General features: G+C 68.9%; 8 protein-coding genes. 5 read left to right on the forward strand and 3 right to left on the reverse strand.

What is annotated here, in order from left to right; genetic code table 11:
• The first annotated feature begins 392 nt into the window (after nucleotides 1-392).
• Genes AC56LV_RS13060 through AC56LV_RS13070 form a run of 3 tightly spaced genes read left to right on the forward strand, consistent with a single transcriptional unit; the run spans nucleotide 393 to nucleotide 4,618 of the window.
• The gene (locus tag AC56LV_RS13060) at nucleotides 393-2,723 is read left to right on the forward strand and encodes a GH92 family glycosyl hydrolase (RefSeq protein WP_499558210.1); all 2,331 of its coding nucleotides are present in this window, start codon (nucleotides 393-395) and stop codon (nucleotides 2,721-2,723) included.
• Between the two features lie 12 nt (nucleotides 2,724-2,735).
• Nucleotides 2,736-3,725, forward strand: a complete 990-nt coding sequence (locus AC56LV_RS13065; protein ID WP_499558211.1) for a LacI family DNA-binding transcriptional regulator — start codon at nucleotides 2,736-2,738, stop codon at nucleotides 3,723-3,725.
• Entirely contained in the window at nucleotides 3,722-4,618 is an 897-nt protein-coding gene (locus AC56LV_RS13070; protein WP_499558213.1) for a PfkB family carbohydrate kinase, read from the forward strand. The genes AC56LV_RS13065 and AC56LV_RS13070 overlap by 4 nt, the downstream gene beginning before the upstream one ends.
• An 18-nt stretch (nucleotides 4,619-4,636) precedes the next feature.
• Here AC56LV_RS13070 and AC56LV_RS13075 read toward each other — a convergent pair whose 3' ends face one another.
• From AC56LV_RS13075 to AC56LV_RS13085, 3 genes are all read right to left on the reverse strand, one after another.
• The gene (locus AC56LV_RS13075; protein WP_499558215.1) at nucleotides 4,637-5,791 is read right to left on the reverse strand and encodes a sensor histidine kinase; all 1,155 of its coding nucleotides are present in this window, start codon (nucleotides 5,789-5,791) and stop codon (nucleotides 4,637-4,639) included.
• Between the two features lie 186 nt (nucleotides 5,792-5,977).
• On the reverse strand, nucleotides 5,978-14,245 hold the full coding sequence (locus AC56LV_RS13080) for a GH36-type glycosyl hydrolase domain-containing protein (RefSeq protein WP_499558217.1): 8,268 nt from the start codon (nucleotides 14,243-14,245) through the stop codon (nucleotides 5,978-5,980).
• A gap of 183 nt (nucleotides 14,246-14,428) precedes the next feature.
• Nucleotides 14,429-15,961: an aminotransferase class V-fold PLP-dependent enzyme gene (locus AC56LV_RS13085; protein WP_499558219.1), complete on the reverse strand. Its 1,533-nt coding sequence runs from the start codon at nucleotides 15,959-15,961 to the stop codon at nucleotides 14,429-14,431.
• A 149-nt stretch (nucleotides 15,962-16,110) separates the two neighbouring features.
• On the opposite strand from AC56LV_RS13085, the gene AC56LV_RS13090 reads away from it, so the two are divergent.
• Entirely contained in the window at nucleotides 16,111-16,596 is a 486-nt protein-coding gene (locus tag AC56LV_RS13090) for an Lrp/AsnC family transcriptional regulator (RefSeq protein ID WP_183554394.1), read from the forward strand.
• 84 nt (nucleotides 16,597-16,680) lie between these two features.
• A complete protein-coding gene (locus AC56LV_RS13095; protein ID WP_499558220.1) occupies nucleotides 16,681-17,817 on the forward strand; it encodes a branched-chain amino acid ABC transporter substrate-binding protein in 1,137 nt (378 codons plus the stop codon).
• The last annotated feature ends 1 nt before the right edge of the window (nucleotide 17,818 follow it).

The following is a 17,818-nucleotide window of genomic DNA, read 5'->3' on the forward strand; positions in this document are numbered from 1 at the left end:
CAGCCTTAGCAGCCGGGGTCAGGTCTGACATTTAGACACGATCTCAGCCTTAGCCACGTTCAGTGGTGGTTCGCCTAGTATCAGCATGGCTCATTGTTAGCTAGTTCCCACTACCGACTGTCGAGATCGTGTCCGAATGTCAGACCTGACCCCCGCTTTTTGAGGCTGTCGCGAAGATCGTTCGACGCTAACCGGCCAGTTTGTTTAGTAAACTGACTAAACAGCCGAGTAAAATCCGGTAATGATTGCCGGGAAACCTGACTCCACTTATAAGTTGTACTCAGGCACGAGCGCGCGCGTTGATGACATCGCCCGCGCCATCGCATGCCTCTGGCGCAGCGTATCAAGAACAGGCGGCGGGCTGTGCGCTCCCGCCATGTGTGGAGACACCAATGACAGCTCGTTTCAAGACCCGATCCCTTTCCTTCTCAGTCCTGTTGTTTAGTGCGGCGCCCTTGCAGGCGGCCGAACCGGGCTCCCCGGCCGCGGCGGTCAACGTCTTCATCGGCACCGGCGGCGACGGCCACACCTTCCCGGGCGCGAGCCGCCCGTTCGGGATGGTGCAGCTCAGTCCCGATACCCAGCACCGCCACTTCCGCCAGAGCTATCCATGGGCCGCCGGCTACAACCATGGCGACGGCTCGATCGTCGGCTTCTCGCACACGCACTTCTCGGGCAGCGGCCACTCGGACCTGGGCGACGTGCTCCTGATGCCCTACAGCGGCGAAACCAAGCTGGAGCCGGGCTATCCCGAGCGACCGTTCTCGGGCTACCGCTCGCGCTTCTCGCACGACCAGGAACAGGCCGAACCCGGCTACTACGCCGTGCGCCTGAAAGACCATGACGTCGACGTCGAGCTGACCGCGAGCGAGCGTGTCGGCCTGCACCGCTACAAGTTCAAGGCCGGCGAGCCGGCCAAGGTGCTGCTCGACCTGCGCACCAGCATCTACAACTACGACGGCAAGAACCTGTGGTCGCGCCTGCGCATGCGCGACGCCAGCACCGTCACCGGCATGCGCGAAACGCGCGGCTGGGCGCCGGGCCGCCAGCTGTATTTCGCGATCCGGTTCTCGCGCCCGATCGACACGCGCCAGCTGCTCAATCGCGAAGAAGCCGTCGAGTACAAGGGCTTTGCCCAGCCGGGCAAGACGCCGGGCGACCGCGCGCTGGTCGAAGGCAAGGCGCTGATGGGCGACTTCAGTTTCGGCGTGCCGGCCGATGGCACCCTGCTGGTGAAGGTCGCGCTCTCGCCCGTCAGCGAAGACAATGCGATTGCCAACCTGGCCGAGATGCCGGGCTGGGATTTCGACGCCGAACGCCGCCGCGCCGGCAAGGCCTGGGACGAGGCGCTGGGCGCCGTCAAGGTCGACGCACCGGCGCCAATGCGCACGCAGTTCTACACGGCGCTGTACCACACGATGCTCGCGCCGTCGCTGTTCATGGACCTCGACGGCAGCTACCGCGGCCCGGACAACGCGGTGCACAAGGCCAGGGACTTCCGCTTCCACTCGACGTTCTCGCTGTGGGACACCTACCGCGCGCTGCACCCGCTGCTCACGATCGTCGCGCCCGAACAGCGCAGCGCCGACTTCGTCAACTCGCTGATCGCCTCGCAGCAGCACAGTCCCTACGGCGTGCTGCCGGTGTGGCAGTTCCATGGCCTGGAAACCTGGACCATGATCGGCTACCACGCGGTGCCCGTGATCGCCGACGCCTACATGAAGGGCATCCGCGGCTTCGACGCCGACAAGGCCCTGGCCGCGATGACCGCCAGCGCCGAATACGGCCCGTACGGCGGGCTGGAACACTATATGAAACTGGGCTACGTGCCGATCGACCTGGAAAAGGAAGCGGCCTCCAAGACCGTCGAATACGCGTACGACGACTGGACCATCGCGCGCATGGCCGAAAAGATGGGCAAGAAGGACGTCGCCGCGCGCTACTACCGGCGCGCCCAGAATTACCGCAACGTGTTCGACAAGGATACGGGCTTCATCCGCGCCCGCAAATCCACCGGCGAATTCCGCACTCCGTTCGATCCGGCGCAGTCGAACTTCGGCAGCGACTACACCGAGGGCAGCGCGTGGCAGTATTCCTGGTACATGCCGCACGATAACGCGGGCCTGATCGGCTTCCTGGGCGGCGACGCACAGCTCGTGGCCAGGATGGACGAGGTGTTCGACGCGAAGGTCGACGAAAACCTGTACGCGCACATGGAAGACATCTCGGGCCTGATCGGCCACTACGCCCACGGCAACGAGCCGTCGCACCACGTCGCCTACCTGTACAACTACGCGGGCGCGCCGTGGCGCACGCAGGAACGCCTGGCCAATATCATGGCCACGCAATACAGCGACAAGCCCGATGGGCTGTCGGGCAACGACGATCTGGGCCAGATGTCGGCCTGGTTCGCGTTCACGGCGCTGGGCTTTTATCCGGTCGCCCCGGGAAGCAACGAGTACGTGATTGGCCGCCCGTTCCTCGACAAGGCGACGCTGAACCTGCCGAACGGAAAGCGCTTCACCGTGCGCGCCGAGAACCTGTCGGCCACCAACGGCTACGTCGGGCGCGTGACCCTGAACGGCAAGCCGCTCGCGCGCACTTTCCTGCGCCACCAGGACATCATGGCCGGCGGCGAGCTGGTATTCACGATGCAGGCCACGCCGAACAAGGATTGGGGCACGGCGAAAGAGGCCCGCCCGTACACGCAGACCGCGTACTGACCGGCGCTCTACATGGCCGTGACGATCCGCGACATCGCCCGTGCCACCGGCTACTCGATCGGTACGGTCTCGCGCGCGCTGAAAAACCAGGAAGGCCTGGCCGGCGAGACGCGCACACGCATCTGCGCCACGGCGCGCGAGCTGGGGTACGACGTCGGCAATCTGCGCCAGCGCGAAATTCTCCGCGTCGCCTTTTTGCTGCACCGCCAGCACAACACGCAATCGGCCAGCCCGTTCTACCTGCCGGTGCTGCACGGCGCCGAGGATGCCTGCCGCAAGCACGGCATCGCGCTGTCGTTCGTCGTGGTCGGTCCGGCCGAGCCGATGCTGGATCTGGTGCGCCTGCACCAGCCGGACGCGCTGCTGTGCGCCGGCTTTTTTGAGCCGGAACTGGTGGCCGCGCTGCGCGACACCGGCAAGCCGCTGGTGCTGCTCGACATGCGCCTGCCCGGCTACCGCTCGGTCAATCCCGACCATGCGCTGGGCGGCTACCTGGCCACGCGGCACCTGCTCGCGCTGGGACGGCGCCGCATCGCGATGCTCACCGGCCCGCTGTCGCATCACAGCATCAGCGAGCGCTATCGGGGCTTTCGCAAGGCCCTGTTCGAGGCGCGCATGCTGGCCGATCCCGACCTCGAAATCCAGCTGCCCAGCATCGGCGACACGCAGGACAACCTGCACGGCGCGGTGGACACCCTGCTGGAGCGCGAACCGCGGCCCGATGCGCTGTTCTGCTACAACGACAGCGCCGCACTGGCGGCCATGCGCCACTGCCTGGCGCGCGGCCTGAAGGTCCCGCACGACATCGCGATCGTCGGCTTCGACGACATCAGCGCCGCCGCGGCCGCGGTGCCGCCGCTCTCGAGCATCAATATCGACAAGGATCTGCTGGGCCGGATGGGCGTGGACCTGTTGCTGGACAAGACCGCAACGTCCGGCCCCGAACAGACACTCACGGTACGGCTGGTGGTCCGCGAAAGCAGCAGCGGAGAGGCGCGATGACCGGGCCCGCAGCCATCCTCTGCGCGGGCGAGGCGCTGGCCGACCTGCTGCACCAGGACGGCGACACATGGCGCAGCCACGCCGGCGGCTCGACCTGGAACGTGGCGCGGGCACTGGCCGCGCTGGGCATCGCCAGCGGTTTCGCCGGCGCCATCAGCCGTTCCATGGCCGGCGATGCGCTGTGGCGCGCCAGCGAAGCGGCGGGCCTGGACCTGCGCTACCTGCAGCGGGCCACCACGCCGCCGCACGACGTCGTCAGCGGCAACGTTGCAGCGAACCTGCATTTCGATGTGACGATCATGCCGCCGGCTTGGCCGCACGACGTGAAGTGGCTGCACTTCGGCGGCACCAGCCTGGCGCGTGGCCCGCTCGACCTCGCGCTGATCGCATTGGCCGAACAGGCGAAAGCACATGGGTTGCGTATCAGTTATGACCCGCACTGGCGCAACCTGATGGGACCAGCCTACGACGCCACACTGCGGCGCATGACCGAACTCGCCGACGTCATCAAGGTGTCCGACGACGACCTGCGCGCGCTGTTTCGCAGCCACGACACGCTTGGCTCGCTGGGGCGCCTGCGCGCACGCAATCCGGCGGCGCTGGTGCTGCTCACGCGCGGCGCCGGCGGCGCGTCGCTGTATCACGGCGCGCAGACATGGCATGCGCAGGCGCCGGTCGTTGACGTCGTCGATGTGGTCGATACGCTGGGTGCGGACGATGCGGGGATGGCGGGGCTGATTTATTCGCTGCAGCAGTGGCCCGATGCAGGCATGGCTGCCCACCTGGCGTTTGCGGTGGCGGCGGGTAGCGCCGCAGGCCGGGTGGCAGGAGCGCACGCGCCCGACCTCGGCGCCATCCGGGCGCTGCTTGACGGGGTCGCCGTCACCCGCTGAACGGGCCGTGTGACGGGATCACGCCGAGGCGGCGCACTGGGCGCTGTCGCCCACAAAAGGACGGCAGTCGACGGGGATATCGATCAGGAACGTCGTGCCCAGCTCGGGTGAGCTGTCGACCGACACGCTGCCGCCGTGGCTTTCGCCCACGGCCTTGACGAACGGCAGGCCGATGCCCCAGCCGGTGGCCGAGAACGGCCCCGTTTCGCGGCGCAGGTACTCGAAGATCCGGTTGTGCTGCTCTTCGGGAATCGCGTTGCCTTCGTTGTGAACGCTCACCATCAGGCGCCCGCGCGTCTGGTGCGCCATGATGCTGACGGTGCCGCCATCGCCATACTTGATCGCGTTGTTGACCAGGTTTTCCAGTGCGCGCCAGAGCGAGGCGCGGCACCAGTGGCCCGTGACCGGCTCGCCGGCCACGTCAACGACAACCTGCGTGCCATGCGGGCCATGCCCGTATTGCTCGCCCAGTTCGCGCGTCAGGCCCAGGATATCGAAGTGCGTCAGGTGCAACGGGATCTTCGCCGCGCCCTGGAACGTCAGCGCGTCGAGCAGTTCGGCCATCATCTCGTTGAGCCGGTCGGCGTTGGTGCCGATGCGGGCGGCGACGTTTTTCACCTGCGCCCAGTCGGCCGTCATCGACATGAGCTGCGCGCCATGCGCGACCACCGACAGCGGCGTGCGCATGTCGTGCGACAGCGCGGCCGCCATCTTGTGCCGCAGATCTTCGTGAATCTGTGTGAACGAGCGCACCGCTTCGCGCATGGCGGCATTGATCGACGCGTCGATGATGCGCCAGTGGTCGTCGTCCAGGACCACCCTGCCCTTGGCCACGACCCCGATCGACTCGCGCAGGATCTGGTATTCGTGGACCACCTGGTCGGGGCCAAATGGCGTCATGCGGGCGCGCTCGGTCCCGTGCACGCTGGCCGAATTGTTGCCGCTCGCAGCCTGCGTGCGCGGATGGTCCGGGCTCAGGGCTTCGGCGATATTGTCGAAAAACGCCGGCAGCGTGTTGGTCAGCACGGGCCGCAGCAGATTTTGGGCACCATCGACGCGCGCACGCACTTCCCGTTCCCAGCGGTCCATGACGGCGTCGCGAATGGAAAGAAATTGCAGTCCCGTAGGAGAAATACCGTGGCGGTCAACATTCTGGTCAGTGGCTAGTGTCATGCGGTCGTCAGTGTCAGGGCCGTGCGCAACATGCGCGATCGGTCGCGAATAAGGGAAGATCAACGGCGATCAGGGGCCGTTCCCGAATTATATAGCGCAAGCCAATTCGCACCGCGCGGCCGGCCTCCGCACCCGGCGATTTTCAGCGCCGGCTGTGGCTGGGCCGCCACGCACCGCACGCTGGCCCTAGGCGCCGGCCGGCGTCCCCGCGATCCACAGCTCCACCCGGTGATCGCGCCGGTCATCCTGCATCTCGAACGTCCAGTCAGGGCATGGCTGGCCATCGAGCAGCAGGCCTTCCATCCCGTCGCCCGCGTGCACGGTGATCTCGTAGAACGCGCTGTGATAACGATAGCGCAGGCTGAAACCTTCCCAGCCCGGCGCCAGGTGCGGCGTCAGGTGCAGGCGCGCGCCGTTGCGCTCCACGCCCAGCAGCGCTTCGATCGCCAGCAGCCAGGTGGCCCCGGCCGAGGCGGTGTGCAAGCCGCCGATGGCGCGGCCGATGTGCGGCGCCACCGTGCGCACGCCGCCCGCGAGGAAGTATGGCGGCGCGCTGTGACCGGCCGTGCGGTCCGGCGCCAGGGTCGGCGCCAGCGGATCGAGCATGTCGGCCAGTTGCCACGCGCGGCCGGCGTCGCCCAGCCGCGCAAAGCCCGTCGCCGCCAGCGCGACGGCGCCGTGGTCCTGGCCGGGGCTGGCCACGACGCGCTCGCTCCAGTGCCCGTCGACCGCCGGATCGCATAGCAGCGTGACACCGTGCGCCTCATCGACCAGGCGCAGCGCTGCGGCGCGCAAAGCGGCCGCACCGTGTTCGGCGTCGGCCTGCACCGCCCAGCCCTGGGTCGACAACTCGACGCGGCAGGCAGCGTTGGCGATCGAGCCGAGTGCATTGCGGCTGTCCAGCCACGTCCAGCGGTACCAGTCGCCGTCCCAGCCATGTTCTTCGCACTGCGCCCTGAGCGCCAGCGCGGCGCCGCGGCAGGTGGTGGCAAAACCGAAGTCACCGCGCCGGTCCGCCACATCGGCGAAGCGCTGCAGCACGGTGGCCATGAAAAAGCCCGTGCGCACGCTTTCGACACGGCCCGTGGCGTCATCGTCGTGCAGGCGCGCCGCCGCCAGCGGCAGGCCGCGCTGGCCGAAGCGCAGGCAGCCGCGCAGGCCGTGCACGCAGTGCTGGTACAGGTCGTCCCCGGCGGCCAGCCGCGTGGCGTCGCCGGGATCGGCGCCGAATGGCAGCACGGCCAGCAGTGCGGAGTCGCCCGTGACGGCCAGGTAGTGCGTCAGCACATGGGGGAGCCACAGGAAATCGTCGACCGCGGGCGCCGGCAGGTTGGACTGCGCCGTGGCGAAGTCGCGCGCCGCCTGCAGCAACGCGTCGCGCAGGAGCTCAGGCCGGGCATGCACGCTGGCGAGCAGCGACTGCAGGCGCGTGGCGGGACAACGCTCGCCCCACGCCGCGCTGATCGCCTGATACGGCAGCCAGGTGTTCACGCGCAGGTCGAGCGATGCGTCGGGCGAGTGCAGTTGCACCGCGCCGAGCGTGCCATTCCACCAGTTGTGCAGGCGCTCCCACGCGGCAGCAGCGGCGCGCGCGCCACCGTGCAGTTGCACCTCGCGGCTGGCGTCGAGCGTGCCGGGACGGGCCACGCCCAGCACGAACACCAGTTCGCGCTCTTCGCCCGGCGCCAGCGTGATCGCCGTTTGCAGGGCCGCGCATGGTGTGCGCCCTGCGCCGCTGGCGCCGGACAGGCTGCTGCGGCCCATCGCCGCCGGCTGCGCGATGCTGCCCTGGCGGCCGATGAATTCATCGCGGTCGCAGGTTGCGGCGACGTCTTCGGCGTCGACATGGAAGAACCCCACCTGATCGCGGAAATCGTCGCTGAACGCATTGCGCGCGAACAGCGCGCCGCTGGCCAGGTCAATGCCGGTGACGACCTGCAGGCCAGGCGTGGCGTCGACGCTGTCGAGCTGCCATGCCACGAATCCGGTCACGCTCAGGCGACGCGGCGCATCGCTGTCGTTGCGCAGCCGGAGCACGCTGTATTTGATGGGCAGATCCGGCGCCACGAAGCAGCGCAGCGCCGAATGGATGCCATGCGCGCCGTGTTCGAACACGGTGTAGCCGACGCCGTGCCGGGTCAGGTAGGGTTCCGGCGATGGCGCCGGCCACGGCGTGGGCGACCAGAAGGCGCCGCTGTCTTCGTCGCGCAGATAGAACGCTTCGCCATCCTGCGGTGTGACATCGTCGCCGCCGGCGCTCAGGCGCGCAGCGCGCGTCCCGCTCCAGGTGACGGCATGGCCCCGTTCCGAGACCACCGATCCGAAGCCGGGGTTGGCCAGCAGGTTGACCCAGGGCGCCTGCGGCACCGGCGCTGCGGCGCTGCTGCGCACCTCGTATTCACGGCCATCGGGCGTGAAGCCGCCGATGCCATTGTCGAACAGGCGCTCAGGCTGCACGGTGGGCAGTGCTTCCGTCATCCACGGCGTCGTTTCACCGGCCACCAGCGGCGACGGCAGGGCGGCGCCGGGCCGTGCGGCGCGGCGCAACTGGTCGGCCAGGTCGCCCCGGCCGGACAGCAGCAGCACGCTTGCGCTCGAGCGCAGCAGGATGCGGTCTTCCTGCGCGACGTCTTCGCGCAGGAACAGGTGTACGCCGCCCGGCGCGTCGAAGGTGTCCGGGTCGACCAACGCCATCGCCAGCGTCATAACCCCTTCGCGCACGGCGCGGCTGTCGCACAGGACCAGCAGGTCGACCGCGAAGCCGCGGTTGCGCCAGTAGGTATGCGCCTGCAGCACCTGGCGTGCCAGGCCGGTGTCCGGACCGTCGGCCAGCTGGAGCAGCAGCACCGGCTGCACGCCATCGATGCCATATGCGAGCAGGTCGGCGCGGCCGCGCACATTGCGCGCGATGACGGCCGGGTCGGCGCGCAGGGCCGGTACCGGCTGCAGCAGGCAACCGGCCAGGCGGTTGCACAGCTGCGCATCGGCTTCGCTCACGTCCATGCGGCGCAGGAAGGCCTGGGCCTGGGTCCAGGCCGCGTCGATCGCGCGGTCGACCGCATGGCCGGCGCTGTAGCGGGCCGCCAGTTCACGCGCCATCGCCCGGCTGGCGGCAACGCCCAGCACCAGGTCGACCGTGATCTCTTGTTGCGGCGCCAGCGTGACGGTGCGGCGCAAGGCCAGCAACGCGTCATCCGGTTCGGCGACGAGGCCGGGCAGCGCGCCGCCGGCGCCGATGGCCTGCGGCGCGCGCAGATCGTGGCCGCGGCCGATGAAGCGCGCGCGGTCCGTTTCCACCGTCACGGCGGGCGCGATGTCGCGCACTGCCATGCGGTGCATGACGACGGGCGCATCGGCCGCCGTGACGCACAGCAGGCTGTCGTGCGGGGCGTCGAATTCGATCATGATGTGACTGCGGCCGCCCGGCTCGAGCGCCGGCCCGGCCAGCGCCACGCTGCTGGTCAGCTCGAGCGTCAGCGGCTGCAGGCCCTGATTGACGATGCGGATGCGGCGCAGCTCGACGTCGTCGTCCGGCGCCACCACGATATCGGTGTGCATGGCCAGCCCGTTGTCCAGACAGCGCACGCTGGCCCGGCCCTCGGAGAACACCGTTTCGCGCTCGCTCTCTGGCAACAGGCCCGGCCAGACCTGGCCGGATGCGACGTCGCGCACATGGCATGTCAAACCGGTCTCGCCGATGCCGGTGCGGGTGATCTGCTTGTCATCCCAGCGGCTGGCGCCAGTGCCATCGCTGGCCACGACCAGGTGATGGCGGCCATTGGACAGCAGCTGGACTTCGGGCAGTACCGGGGGCTCACTCCCGATGACGCGCGCATACGGGCGCGCCGTCACGCTCTGGCTGGCCGTCGCCGCGCCGGTGTAGCGGCGTTCGGCGGCTGCGCCGGAGACCGGCACCGGTTCTTGCAGCAAGGGCAGCGCGGCCCGGAATTCGGGATCGCGGCAGAAGCGGCGCTGCATCGGTTCGCCCAGCAGATGGCGGGCCAGCGCCAGCAGCAGCATCGCTTGGTGGCGCGCGGCGTAGGCCCGCACGACGACCTGGCGCTCGCCTTGCGGCAAACGGCTTGGTGCGTAGTCGAGCGCTTCATACAATCCGAGTTCGCCCAGCATGCCGTGCGCTGCAAAAGCGCGCAGATTGGTGCTGGCCAGGCCCGGCGTCACGCCCAGCGCCAGCGCAGCGGCGTACGGCGCGGCCACCAGGTCGTCATCACGCTGGCGCTGCAGCGCGGCGGCGGGCAAGCCGAACTGGCCGGAGCGGTAGCGCGCAGCGGCGTCCACGGCATTGCAACGGGATGGCGAAAAGCCCCACAGCACGTCCCTGCTTCTGGCATGTGCAGCCTGGGCGCGCACCAGCGCGCGGGCGGCGGCGTCGAGCAGTGTGTCGCGCCAGACCGGCATCCAGAGTTGCGGCGCCAGCAGATCGGCCATGGCGCCACGGCGCGACAGCAGCAGCGTGCTTCCACCAGCCATGCGCTGTGGGCGGCCTAATGACCACCAGTGCTGCTGCGGCAGCTGGTCCTGGGCCACGGCGGCAAAACTGGCCATGCGCGACTCCGACGCCAGCAAGTCACAACTGTCGCCATCCAGGCGCTTGTCGCGCACGTGGTAGCCGACGGCCAGCTGGCCGGTGGCGGGATCGACCAGCGCGCCGAAGTCCATGCGCGCGGCGTCGCGCGCCGCAGCGGCCAGGGCGGTCAGCCGCTCGATGCGCTCCTGCGCGCAAGCGCGGCCCGCTTCCACCAGGGCAGCCAGGCCGGCGCCACCCGTTGCCGGGGCGTCGAGCTGCGCCAGTTCGCGCAGTGTCGGGATCCGGGTCAGGCTGGCGCCGAGGACGTATTCCTGAACGGCGCGCATCCACGGCGCCAGCGCATACAGGTCGTCCAGCTGCGCGGCGCAGCCGGCATGCAGGCGCTCGACCCAGGCGAACAGCGCCGGCTCTGCCGCTGCATCCTCGGGAAGACTTGCCATCAGGCGTTCGGCATTGACCAGCGCCAGGCGCAGGCAATCGGCAAGGCCGGGCAGCGTATCGAGAGCGCGGCAGCGCTCGGGCGTCAGCGCGCCATCCATCTCGTCCAGCGCATCCAGGAATGACGCTGGCGCGCCATGCGCGTGCTCGCGCACGACCAGCAGCGTGGCGCGGATGCCGTCCGGCGCAGCGCCGGCGATCGGCTGATCCAGCAATTCGTCCATGCCAACGGCAAAGGTGCGCAGCGCCAGCACCAGGCTGCCGCTGGCGCCGGTATCGACATGATGTGGCTCGAGAGGGGCCAGCGTGGCGCCGTCATACCACTGCAGCAGATGGCCGTTCCACCGTTCGAGCAGCGCCAGCGAAGCAAACGCGCGCTCGCTGCGTTCCAGCAGTCCCTCCAGTGGCAGGAAGCCGAAGTCGCGCGCGCTCAGCGTGGCCAGCAGGCCAAGGCCGATCCCGTCGGGCGAGACCCGTGCATCGACCGCGGGCTCGGGATGTTCGAGCACGGCGTGCGGCGCCAGCCCATGGCCATCGGCGCCGTGGCGTTCGAAAAAGCCCCAGGTGCGGCGCGCCAGCGCGCGCAAGAACTGATCCTGCACCGGCGCGAGGCGCGCGCTGCGGCGGGTTACGTGCCCCGTCCACCAGGCCAGCACCGGCGACAGGAACCACACCAGCAGCATCGGCGCCGTGGCGAACAAGGCGTACGGGTTGGCAAAGCTCACCAGCATGGCAGTGCCCATCGCCAGCAACGGCGGGAACCACATGGCGCGGCCGCTGATTTCCAGCGAGCGGCCCGGGACCGCCGCCGCCTGCGTGTCGAGCAAGCCGCGCTGCGTCACGTACCGGCGCCACAGCCCCCGCACGAGGGCATGGCCATCGACCAGCGCCGCATGCGGCAGGAAGGCTGCCCACAAGGCACTGCGCGTGAGCGTCAGGCGCGCGCCGCGCACCCAGCCGTCCAGGTGCTGGCGCCATGGTGCGTCGAGCGGCCGGTCTCCCAGCGCCACCAGCATGCCCACCAGCGCCGGCACGAACACGACCGCCAGCACCGCCGCGGTCCAGAACACGGGCGCGGCCAGCAGGCTCCAGCACAGGATCAGCAAGGCGAGGGACGCCGGCGCGACGAGACTCGCGCGCAGCTGGTCGAACAGCATCCAGCGCGCAGGCGCGTACTCGAGGTAATCGGGGCCGCGACCGAGGCGCTGCACCGATTGCCAGGCCGCGCGCACGGCGCGGTGCCGGCGCAGCATGTATTCGCCATAGTTGGATGGGCGCAGTGCGTCCACGCGCAGGTCCGCCACGCGGCCAGCACGCAGGCGATCGCGCTCGACGGCGCCGGGCCAGGCCCGCCCGTCATCGTGCACGACGTCGCCGCAGGCGCGGCGCCAGGCATCGACATCATGGATCGCGACCCAACCGTAGCGCGCATCCAGCGCGGCCCCGCCCATGCGGGCAAAGCGCGGCGCGCGATGGCCTGGTGGCGCGGGACCACGTGCTGGCAGCAGCATGCCGTGTCCTTCGAGCACGCGACCGCTGTCGTCCTGCACCGGCTGGTGCAGCGGGTGCGCCATCGCAGCCACCAGGCTGCGCGCCGCGTCGCGCGGCAGGCCGGCGTTGGCGTCCAGTGCAATCACGTAGCGCATCGCGGCGCCGGCGCCGGTATTGCCGGCGGTGAGCAGGAAGCGTTCACGCGCGCCGCACAGCCACGAATTCAGGTCGGCGATCTGGCCGCGCTGGCGTTCCTGGCCGATCCAGGCTTGCTGGTCGACGCTCCAGGTGCGTGGCCGCGCCAGGAGCATGAATGGCCCGTCACCGTCAGGGGCGTACCGGGTGTTCAACGCCTCGATGGCAGTGCGTGCCTGCGCCAGCGATGCGTCGTCCGTCGGCAGCGTTTCGCTGGCGGCATCGGGCAGGTCGAGCAGCAGGCAAAAGCGCAGGTTCGGGTCACGGTTGCCGAGGTAGCGCACCTCGAGCTCTTCGCGCAGCCGTTCGGTCGCGGCAGCGTCACCCGCTTGCGCGCAGACGGCGACGACGGTGCGGGAGGTGTCGGGAATGCCGGCACTGAAATCCATGCGCGGCGTGGTGACAGGCGGGATGCGCCAGCGTTCCATCATGCGCACCAGGGACAGCGCCAGCGCGCTCGCCCCGGGCAGCGCCAGCAGGCCAATCAGCGCCAGCAACCAGGCGCCGGCATCGCCCTGGCGTGCGTGCACGAGGATGGCGATTGTCAGCAGCAGTGTCAGGACCGCGGTTGCGCCAATGCGCGTGGCAACCGGCGCCTTGTGCGCCAGCGCTGGCAGGTAGTGGCCGACGTGGCGGGTGCGCACGTCCAGGCCACCTTCGCCCGGCGCGCGGTGCGTGCCGGCCTGCGTCAGCGCGTCGCGCGCGACCTCGACTTCATCGACTTTGGCAGCCCGGGCGCGGCGTGCAATGGCGTGCCGGTAGCTGTCGCGCGTGGCGCCGTCCATGGCGGCGTAACTGCCATCCGGGTCGGTGCGCAGCAGCGCGTCGACGGCGCCGTGCGCCTCGGCGAAGGCGCGCCAGTCGATCCCGCCCAGCAGGCGAAGGCTGGCCAGCGTGTTGCCGGCCGAGATGGCATCCTCGGCCTGTTCGCTGTGTTCGCGCTGCGTGTGCTGCGCGATGCTGCTGTCGGCATCGGCCAGGCGCGCGTCGAGCCAGTCCAGTACCTGGCTCACGGCGCCGCCGCGGCCGTGCAGGCGCCGCGCCAGTTCGGCAATGAAGCTGTCATTGGCCTCGACGCTGCGCATCATGTCGGCCACCAGCAGGATCAGGTCACCGGGCCGCGTCTCTGCCGTATCCAGCAGGCGCACGGCCCACCCGGCGGCCTGCTCATGCGCGGCGCAGGCACGCGCCGCGCGCGCAGCCAGGCGCCGCAGGTTGTCGATCAGGGCCAGGCGCAGGAGCGCCGGCAGCGCATCCAGTTCGGCGATGCGCAGCGCTGCGCTTTGCGAGCCTTCCTGGTAAGCGGCCACGAACAAGGCCAGTTCCCCGGCGTCGATGCGGCCATCGCCATGCGCTACCACATCGAGCACCAGGCGCCAGGCGCGCACGGCGCCATCCGGGGCCAGTGTCGGCAAGGTCGCGGCGACCGGCCGCAAGCCGGCGCGCACCAGACGTATCTGGGCGTCGAGCAGATGGTGCTGGTCAAGCAGGCGTGCACCGGCAGGCGGCAGCGCGAAGCCGGTGCGGGCGGCCTCGTCGAGCGCGTCGCACGAGGCCGCGATGGCGTCGGCATCCGTGCCCAGGAGGGCGCGCAGGGCCTGGGCGCCGCCCTTGCCGGCCGTGGTGGGTTGCAGTACGTGGCGCGCCGCCAACTGGCGTGCGTGTTCCGCGCGCTGAAGCGCGCCGAGAGGTGCTGCGCGCCATGGCGCATCGTCGCCGGTCGCGCGCGCCGCATCATGCGGCGTGCGCTGCCCGGCGGGCAGGTTGTGGTTCTTGACGTTCAACGGGGCCTCGGGACTGAGCGTGCGCAGCAGACCGCTGGAGCACAGTGGCGTCCGGGACGGATCAGGGCAGAAAACGCTGAGCGCGCACGGCTGATCTCATGCTAGGCAAAGACCAGCGTCGTTACTGTGCGCTGACGAACACACCCCACCGATGCACGGGCATCGGGGCTATCCTACCCGAGATCAGATAACGAGCGCGAATCCGCCCACCAGTGACCAGGCGCCCTGATGGCCCATGGCGCGCAAGGCTTGCGCCGCGCGGGCACTGCGTGCGCCGCTGCGGCAGACAAACAGCAGCGGCGCCGTCGCGCCAAGCCACTGGGGCGCCTCGTCGGCAACGCACGCCAGCGGCACGTTGCATACCGCGCGGCCATGCAGGCGGACCGTGCCCGCGACGCTGTGCTCGCGCAGGTCGCGCACATCGATCACGATCGCGTCCGGATGCGCGGCAAGCCAGTCGCCGGCGGCATCGGCCGCCACCAGCATTGCGCTGTCGATGGCGCCATCAATCGCCGGCTCGGCGCCTGCCACAGGCATCGGCGCGGCCAGCGCGGCGCCGCAGCGCGCGATGCGCTCACAGGCCAGGTCGAGCGACGCATCGTCAAGCAGCGCGCCAAACGACAGGCGCACCGCCGCCGCGCTGCGCCAGGCCGGCACGCCCATCGCATCGAGCACGTAACTCGATCCGGCCTTCCCCGCCGAACAGGCCGAGCCGGCGCTGACGCGCATGCCGGCGGCATCGAACAGGTCGAGCAGCGTGGCGCTGGCCACATCCGGCACCGAAAAATTGATGGTCGTGGGAAGCGCTAGCGCCAGGGGCGCATTGAACATGATGCCGGGCAAGGCTGCTTCGAGCGCCGCCACCAGGCGCGCGCGGCACGCCAGCAGCGCGGCGCCGTCGCGGAACGTGTCGCCCCGCTCCAGCGCGGAGAACACGGCGCCCAGCGCCGCAATGCCGGCCATGTTTTCGGTGCCGGAACGCTGGCCGTCTTCTTGCCCGCCGCCGCACATCAGCGGCGTGTACGGCGCGCCGCGGCGCACGTACAGCATGCCGATGCCTTTCGGCGCATACAGCTTGTGCCCCGAAAACGGCGCGTAGTCGATACGGCTCGCGGTCAGGTCGAGCGGGAGCTTGCCCAGCGCCTGCACGCAATCGACCAGCCACAGTGCGTCGCTGCCGGCATCGCGCAACACTGCCTCGATGCCGCGCAGGTCGGACACGACGCCCGTTTCATTGTTCGCCGCCATCGTGCACACCAGCGCTGCGCGCGGCGCCAGCGCACGCAGTACATCGAGCCGGTGGTGGCCATCGCCATCGACCGGCAGCATGCGCAGTTCGAGGTTCGTACCCAGCAGCCGGTTCCAGTGCGCCAGACTTTCGGGTATCGCCTTGTGCTCGGTGGCGCCGATCAGGACGATGTCGCCGCAGGCTTCACCACGCGCGCGCCGCTCGCGCACCGCGCACAGGGCCGAGAGCACGGCCGTCTGGATGCCTTCGGTGGCGCCGCTGTTGAACATCAACCGGCCGTCCCCGGCGCCGACCACCCGGCCCGCACTGGCGCGCACACTCTCGCGCAACGCCCGGGCGCGCAGGCCCGTTGCATGGCTGCTGCTCGGATTGCCGAAGCCGTCCTGCATGGCGGCCATGGCGGCGGCGGCGGCGGCGGGCAATACCGGGGACGTGGCATTGGTGTCGAGGTAAATTTCGGTCTGCATGAATAGGTGCCAAAAATATAAAAAAGGTGTCGCACAACATGTTATTGTCCAGTAATATGGTACGAGCTAAAGACGGTCAATACGTCCTAAACTTTCTGGTTTTCAATCAAACAGTAGGATAATTATTCTTATAATCAGCAATGCGGAATATGAATTCACTCGACAAGTTTGATTGCGCGATCCTCGCTGCCCTGCAGGCGGATGCCACTTTGTCCATTTCGGGCCTGAGCGAAAAGGTGGGGTTGTCCAGCACGCCTTGCTGGAAACGCGTCAAGCGCCTGGAAGAAGAAGGCTTCATCGAAAGCCGCGTCAGCATCGTCAATCGCGAAAAGGTCGGCTTGCCGGTCACCGTATTCGTCAGCGTCAAGACCCCCGAACACGATGAAAAATGGCTGGCGCGCTTTGCCGCAGCCGTGATCGCGCTGCCCGAGGTGCTGGAATTTCATCGCATGAGCGGCGACGTCGATTACCTGCTCAAGGTCGTCACCACCGATATCGCCGGCTACGACCGCTTCTATAAAAAGCTGATCAAGACCGCGCGCCTGACCGGCGTGTCGTCGGCGTTCTCGATGGAACAGATCAAGTCCACCACCGCCCTGCCCCTCGAACTGATCTCGCACGGCACGCCAGCCTGAGTCTTTACAGGCGTCGTGCGCTTTCGCCGCGCGCCCGAATCGTGCGATGATGGCGCCCGTCCACATCAACGGGAGACTGAGTCAATGCCATCGAAAATCACCATGGCGCCGCTGGCGCTGGCCGCACTGATTGCCACCATCGGCGTGCACGCGCACGCTGCCGAGCAGGTCGTCAAGATCGGCGTCAGCGGTCCGCTGTCAGGCGCCAATGCGTTTGCCGGCAAGGACAATGAAAACGGCGTGCGCATGGCCATCGAAGAGCTCAACGCACAGAAGATCCAGATCGGCGCCAACGTGCTGCGCTTCGTGATGCAATCCGAAGACGACGCGGGCGACCCGAAACAGGGCGTGACCGTGGCCCAGAAATTTGCCGACGCCGGCGTCAAGTTCGTGCTCGGCCCGTACAACTCGGGCGTGGCGATTCCCGCCTCGCGCGTCTACAACGACAGCGGCATCCTGATGTCGACGGTCGGCACCAATCCCAAGATCACCGCCAGCGGCTACCCCACCGTGTTTCGCATCGTCGCGAGCGACACGCAGGTGGGCGCCTCGGTCGCCGGTTATGCGGCCAAGGAACTCAAGATCAAGAACATCGGCGTGATCGACGATCGCACGGCGTTCGGCCAGGGCATCGCGATGGAGTTCAAGCGCCAGGCGCAGCAGGCCGGCATCAAGGTCGCGGGCCACGAGTTCACCAACGACAAGGCCAGCGACTTCGCCGCGATTCTCACCGCGCTGCGCGCCAAGAAAGTCGACGCCATCTTCTACGGCGGCTACGCCCCGCAGGCCGCGCCGATGGTGCGCCAGATGAAGCAGCTCGGCCTGAACGTGCCGCTGCTGGGCGGCGACACGCTATGCAGCCCCGAGATGGCAAGACTCGGCGGCGCCGCGGTCGGCGAGAACGTGCGCTGCGCACAGGCCGGCGCGATCGTCGCCAAACAGCCGGGCGGCGCGGCCTTCCTGGCCGGCTACAAGAAGCGCTTCGGGCGCGAGCCGGACGTGTATGCGCCATCGTTCTACGACCAGACCAAGTTCATCGCGCAGGCGATCCAGTCGGCCAAGACGGTCGATGCCAAGGCAGTTGGCGTTGCGATGCACACGATCAGCTACCAGGGCGTGGTTGGCACCTATGGCTATGACCCCAAGGGCAATCTGAAGAAAACGGCCGTCACGGTCTACACCTTCAAGAACGGCGCCCTCACGCCGCTGGCCAGTTACTGAT

The sequence above is a fragment of the Telluria sp. RB2R28 genome, from assembly GCF_059685835.1.

Bases quoted from the DNA above. Each gene is read 5' to 3' on its own strand.
- AC56LV_RS13075 (WP_499558215.1), bottom strand. From the start codon at position 5,791: ATGACACTAGCCACTGACCAGAATGTTGACCGCCACGGTATTTCTCCT.
- AC56LV_RS13090 (WP_183554394.1), top strand. From the start codon at position 16,111: ATGAATTCACTCGACAAGTTTGATTGCGCGATCCTCGCTGCCCTGCAG.
- AC56LV_RS13060 (WP_499558210.1), top strand. From the start codon at position 393: ATGACAGCTCGTTTCAAGACCCGATCCCTTTCCTTCTCAGTCCTGTTG.
- AC56LV_RS13065 (WP_499558211.1), top strand. From the start codon at position 2,736: ATGGCCGTGACGATCCGCGACATCGCCCGTGCCACCGGCTACTCGATC.
- AC56LV_RS13085 (WP_499558219.1), bottom strand. From the start codon at position 15,961: ATGCAGACCGAAATTTACCTCGACACCAATGCCACGTCCCCGGTATTG.
- AC56LV_RS13070 (WP_499558213.1), top strand. From the start codon at position 3,722: ATGACCGGGCCCGCAGCCATCCTCTGCGCGGGCGAGGCGCTGGCCGAC.
- AC56LV_RS13095 (WP_499558220.1), top strand. From the start codon at position 16,681: ATGCCATCGAAAATCACCATGGCGCCGCTGGCGCTGGCCGCACTGATT.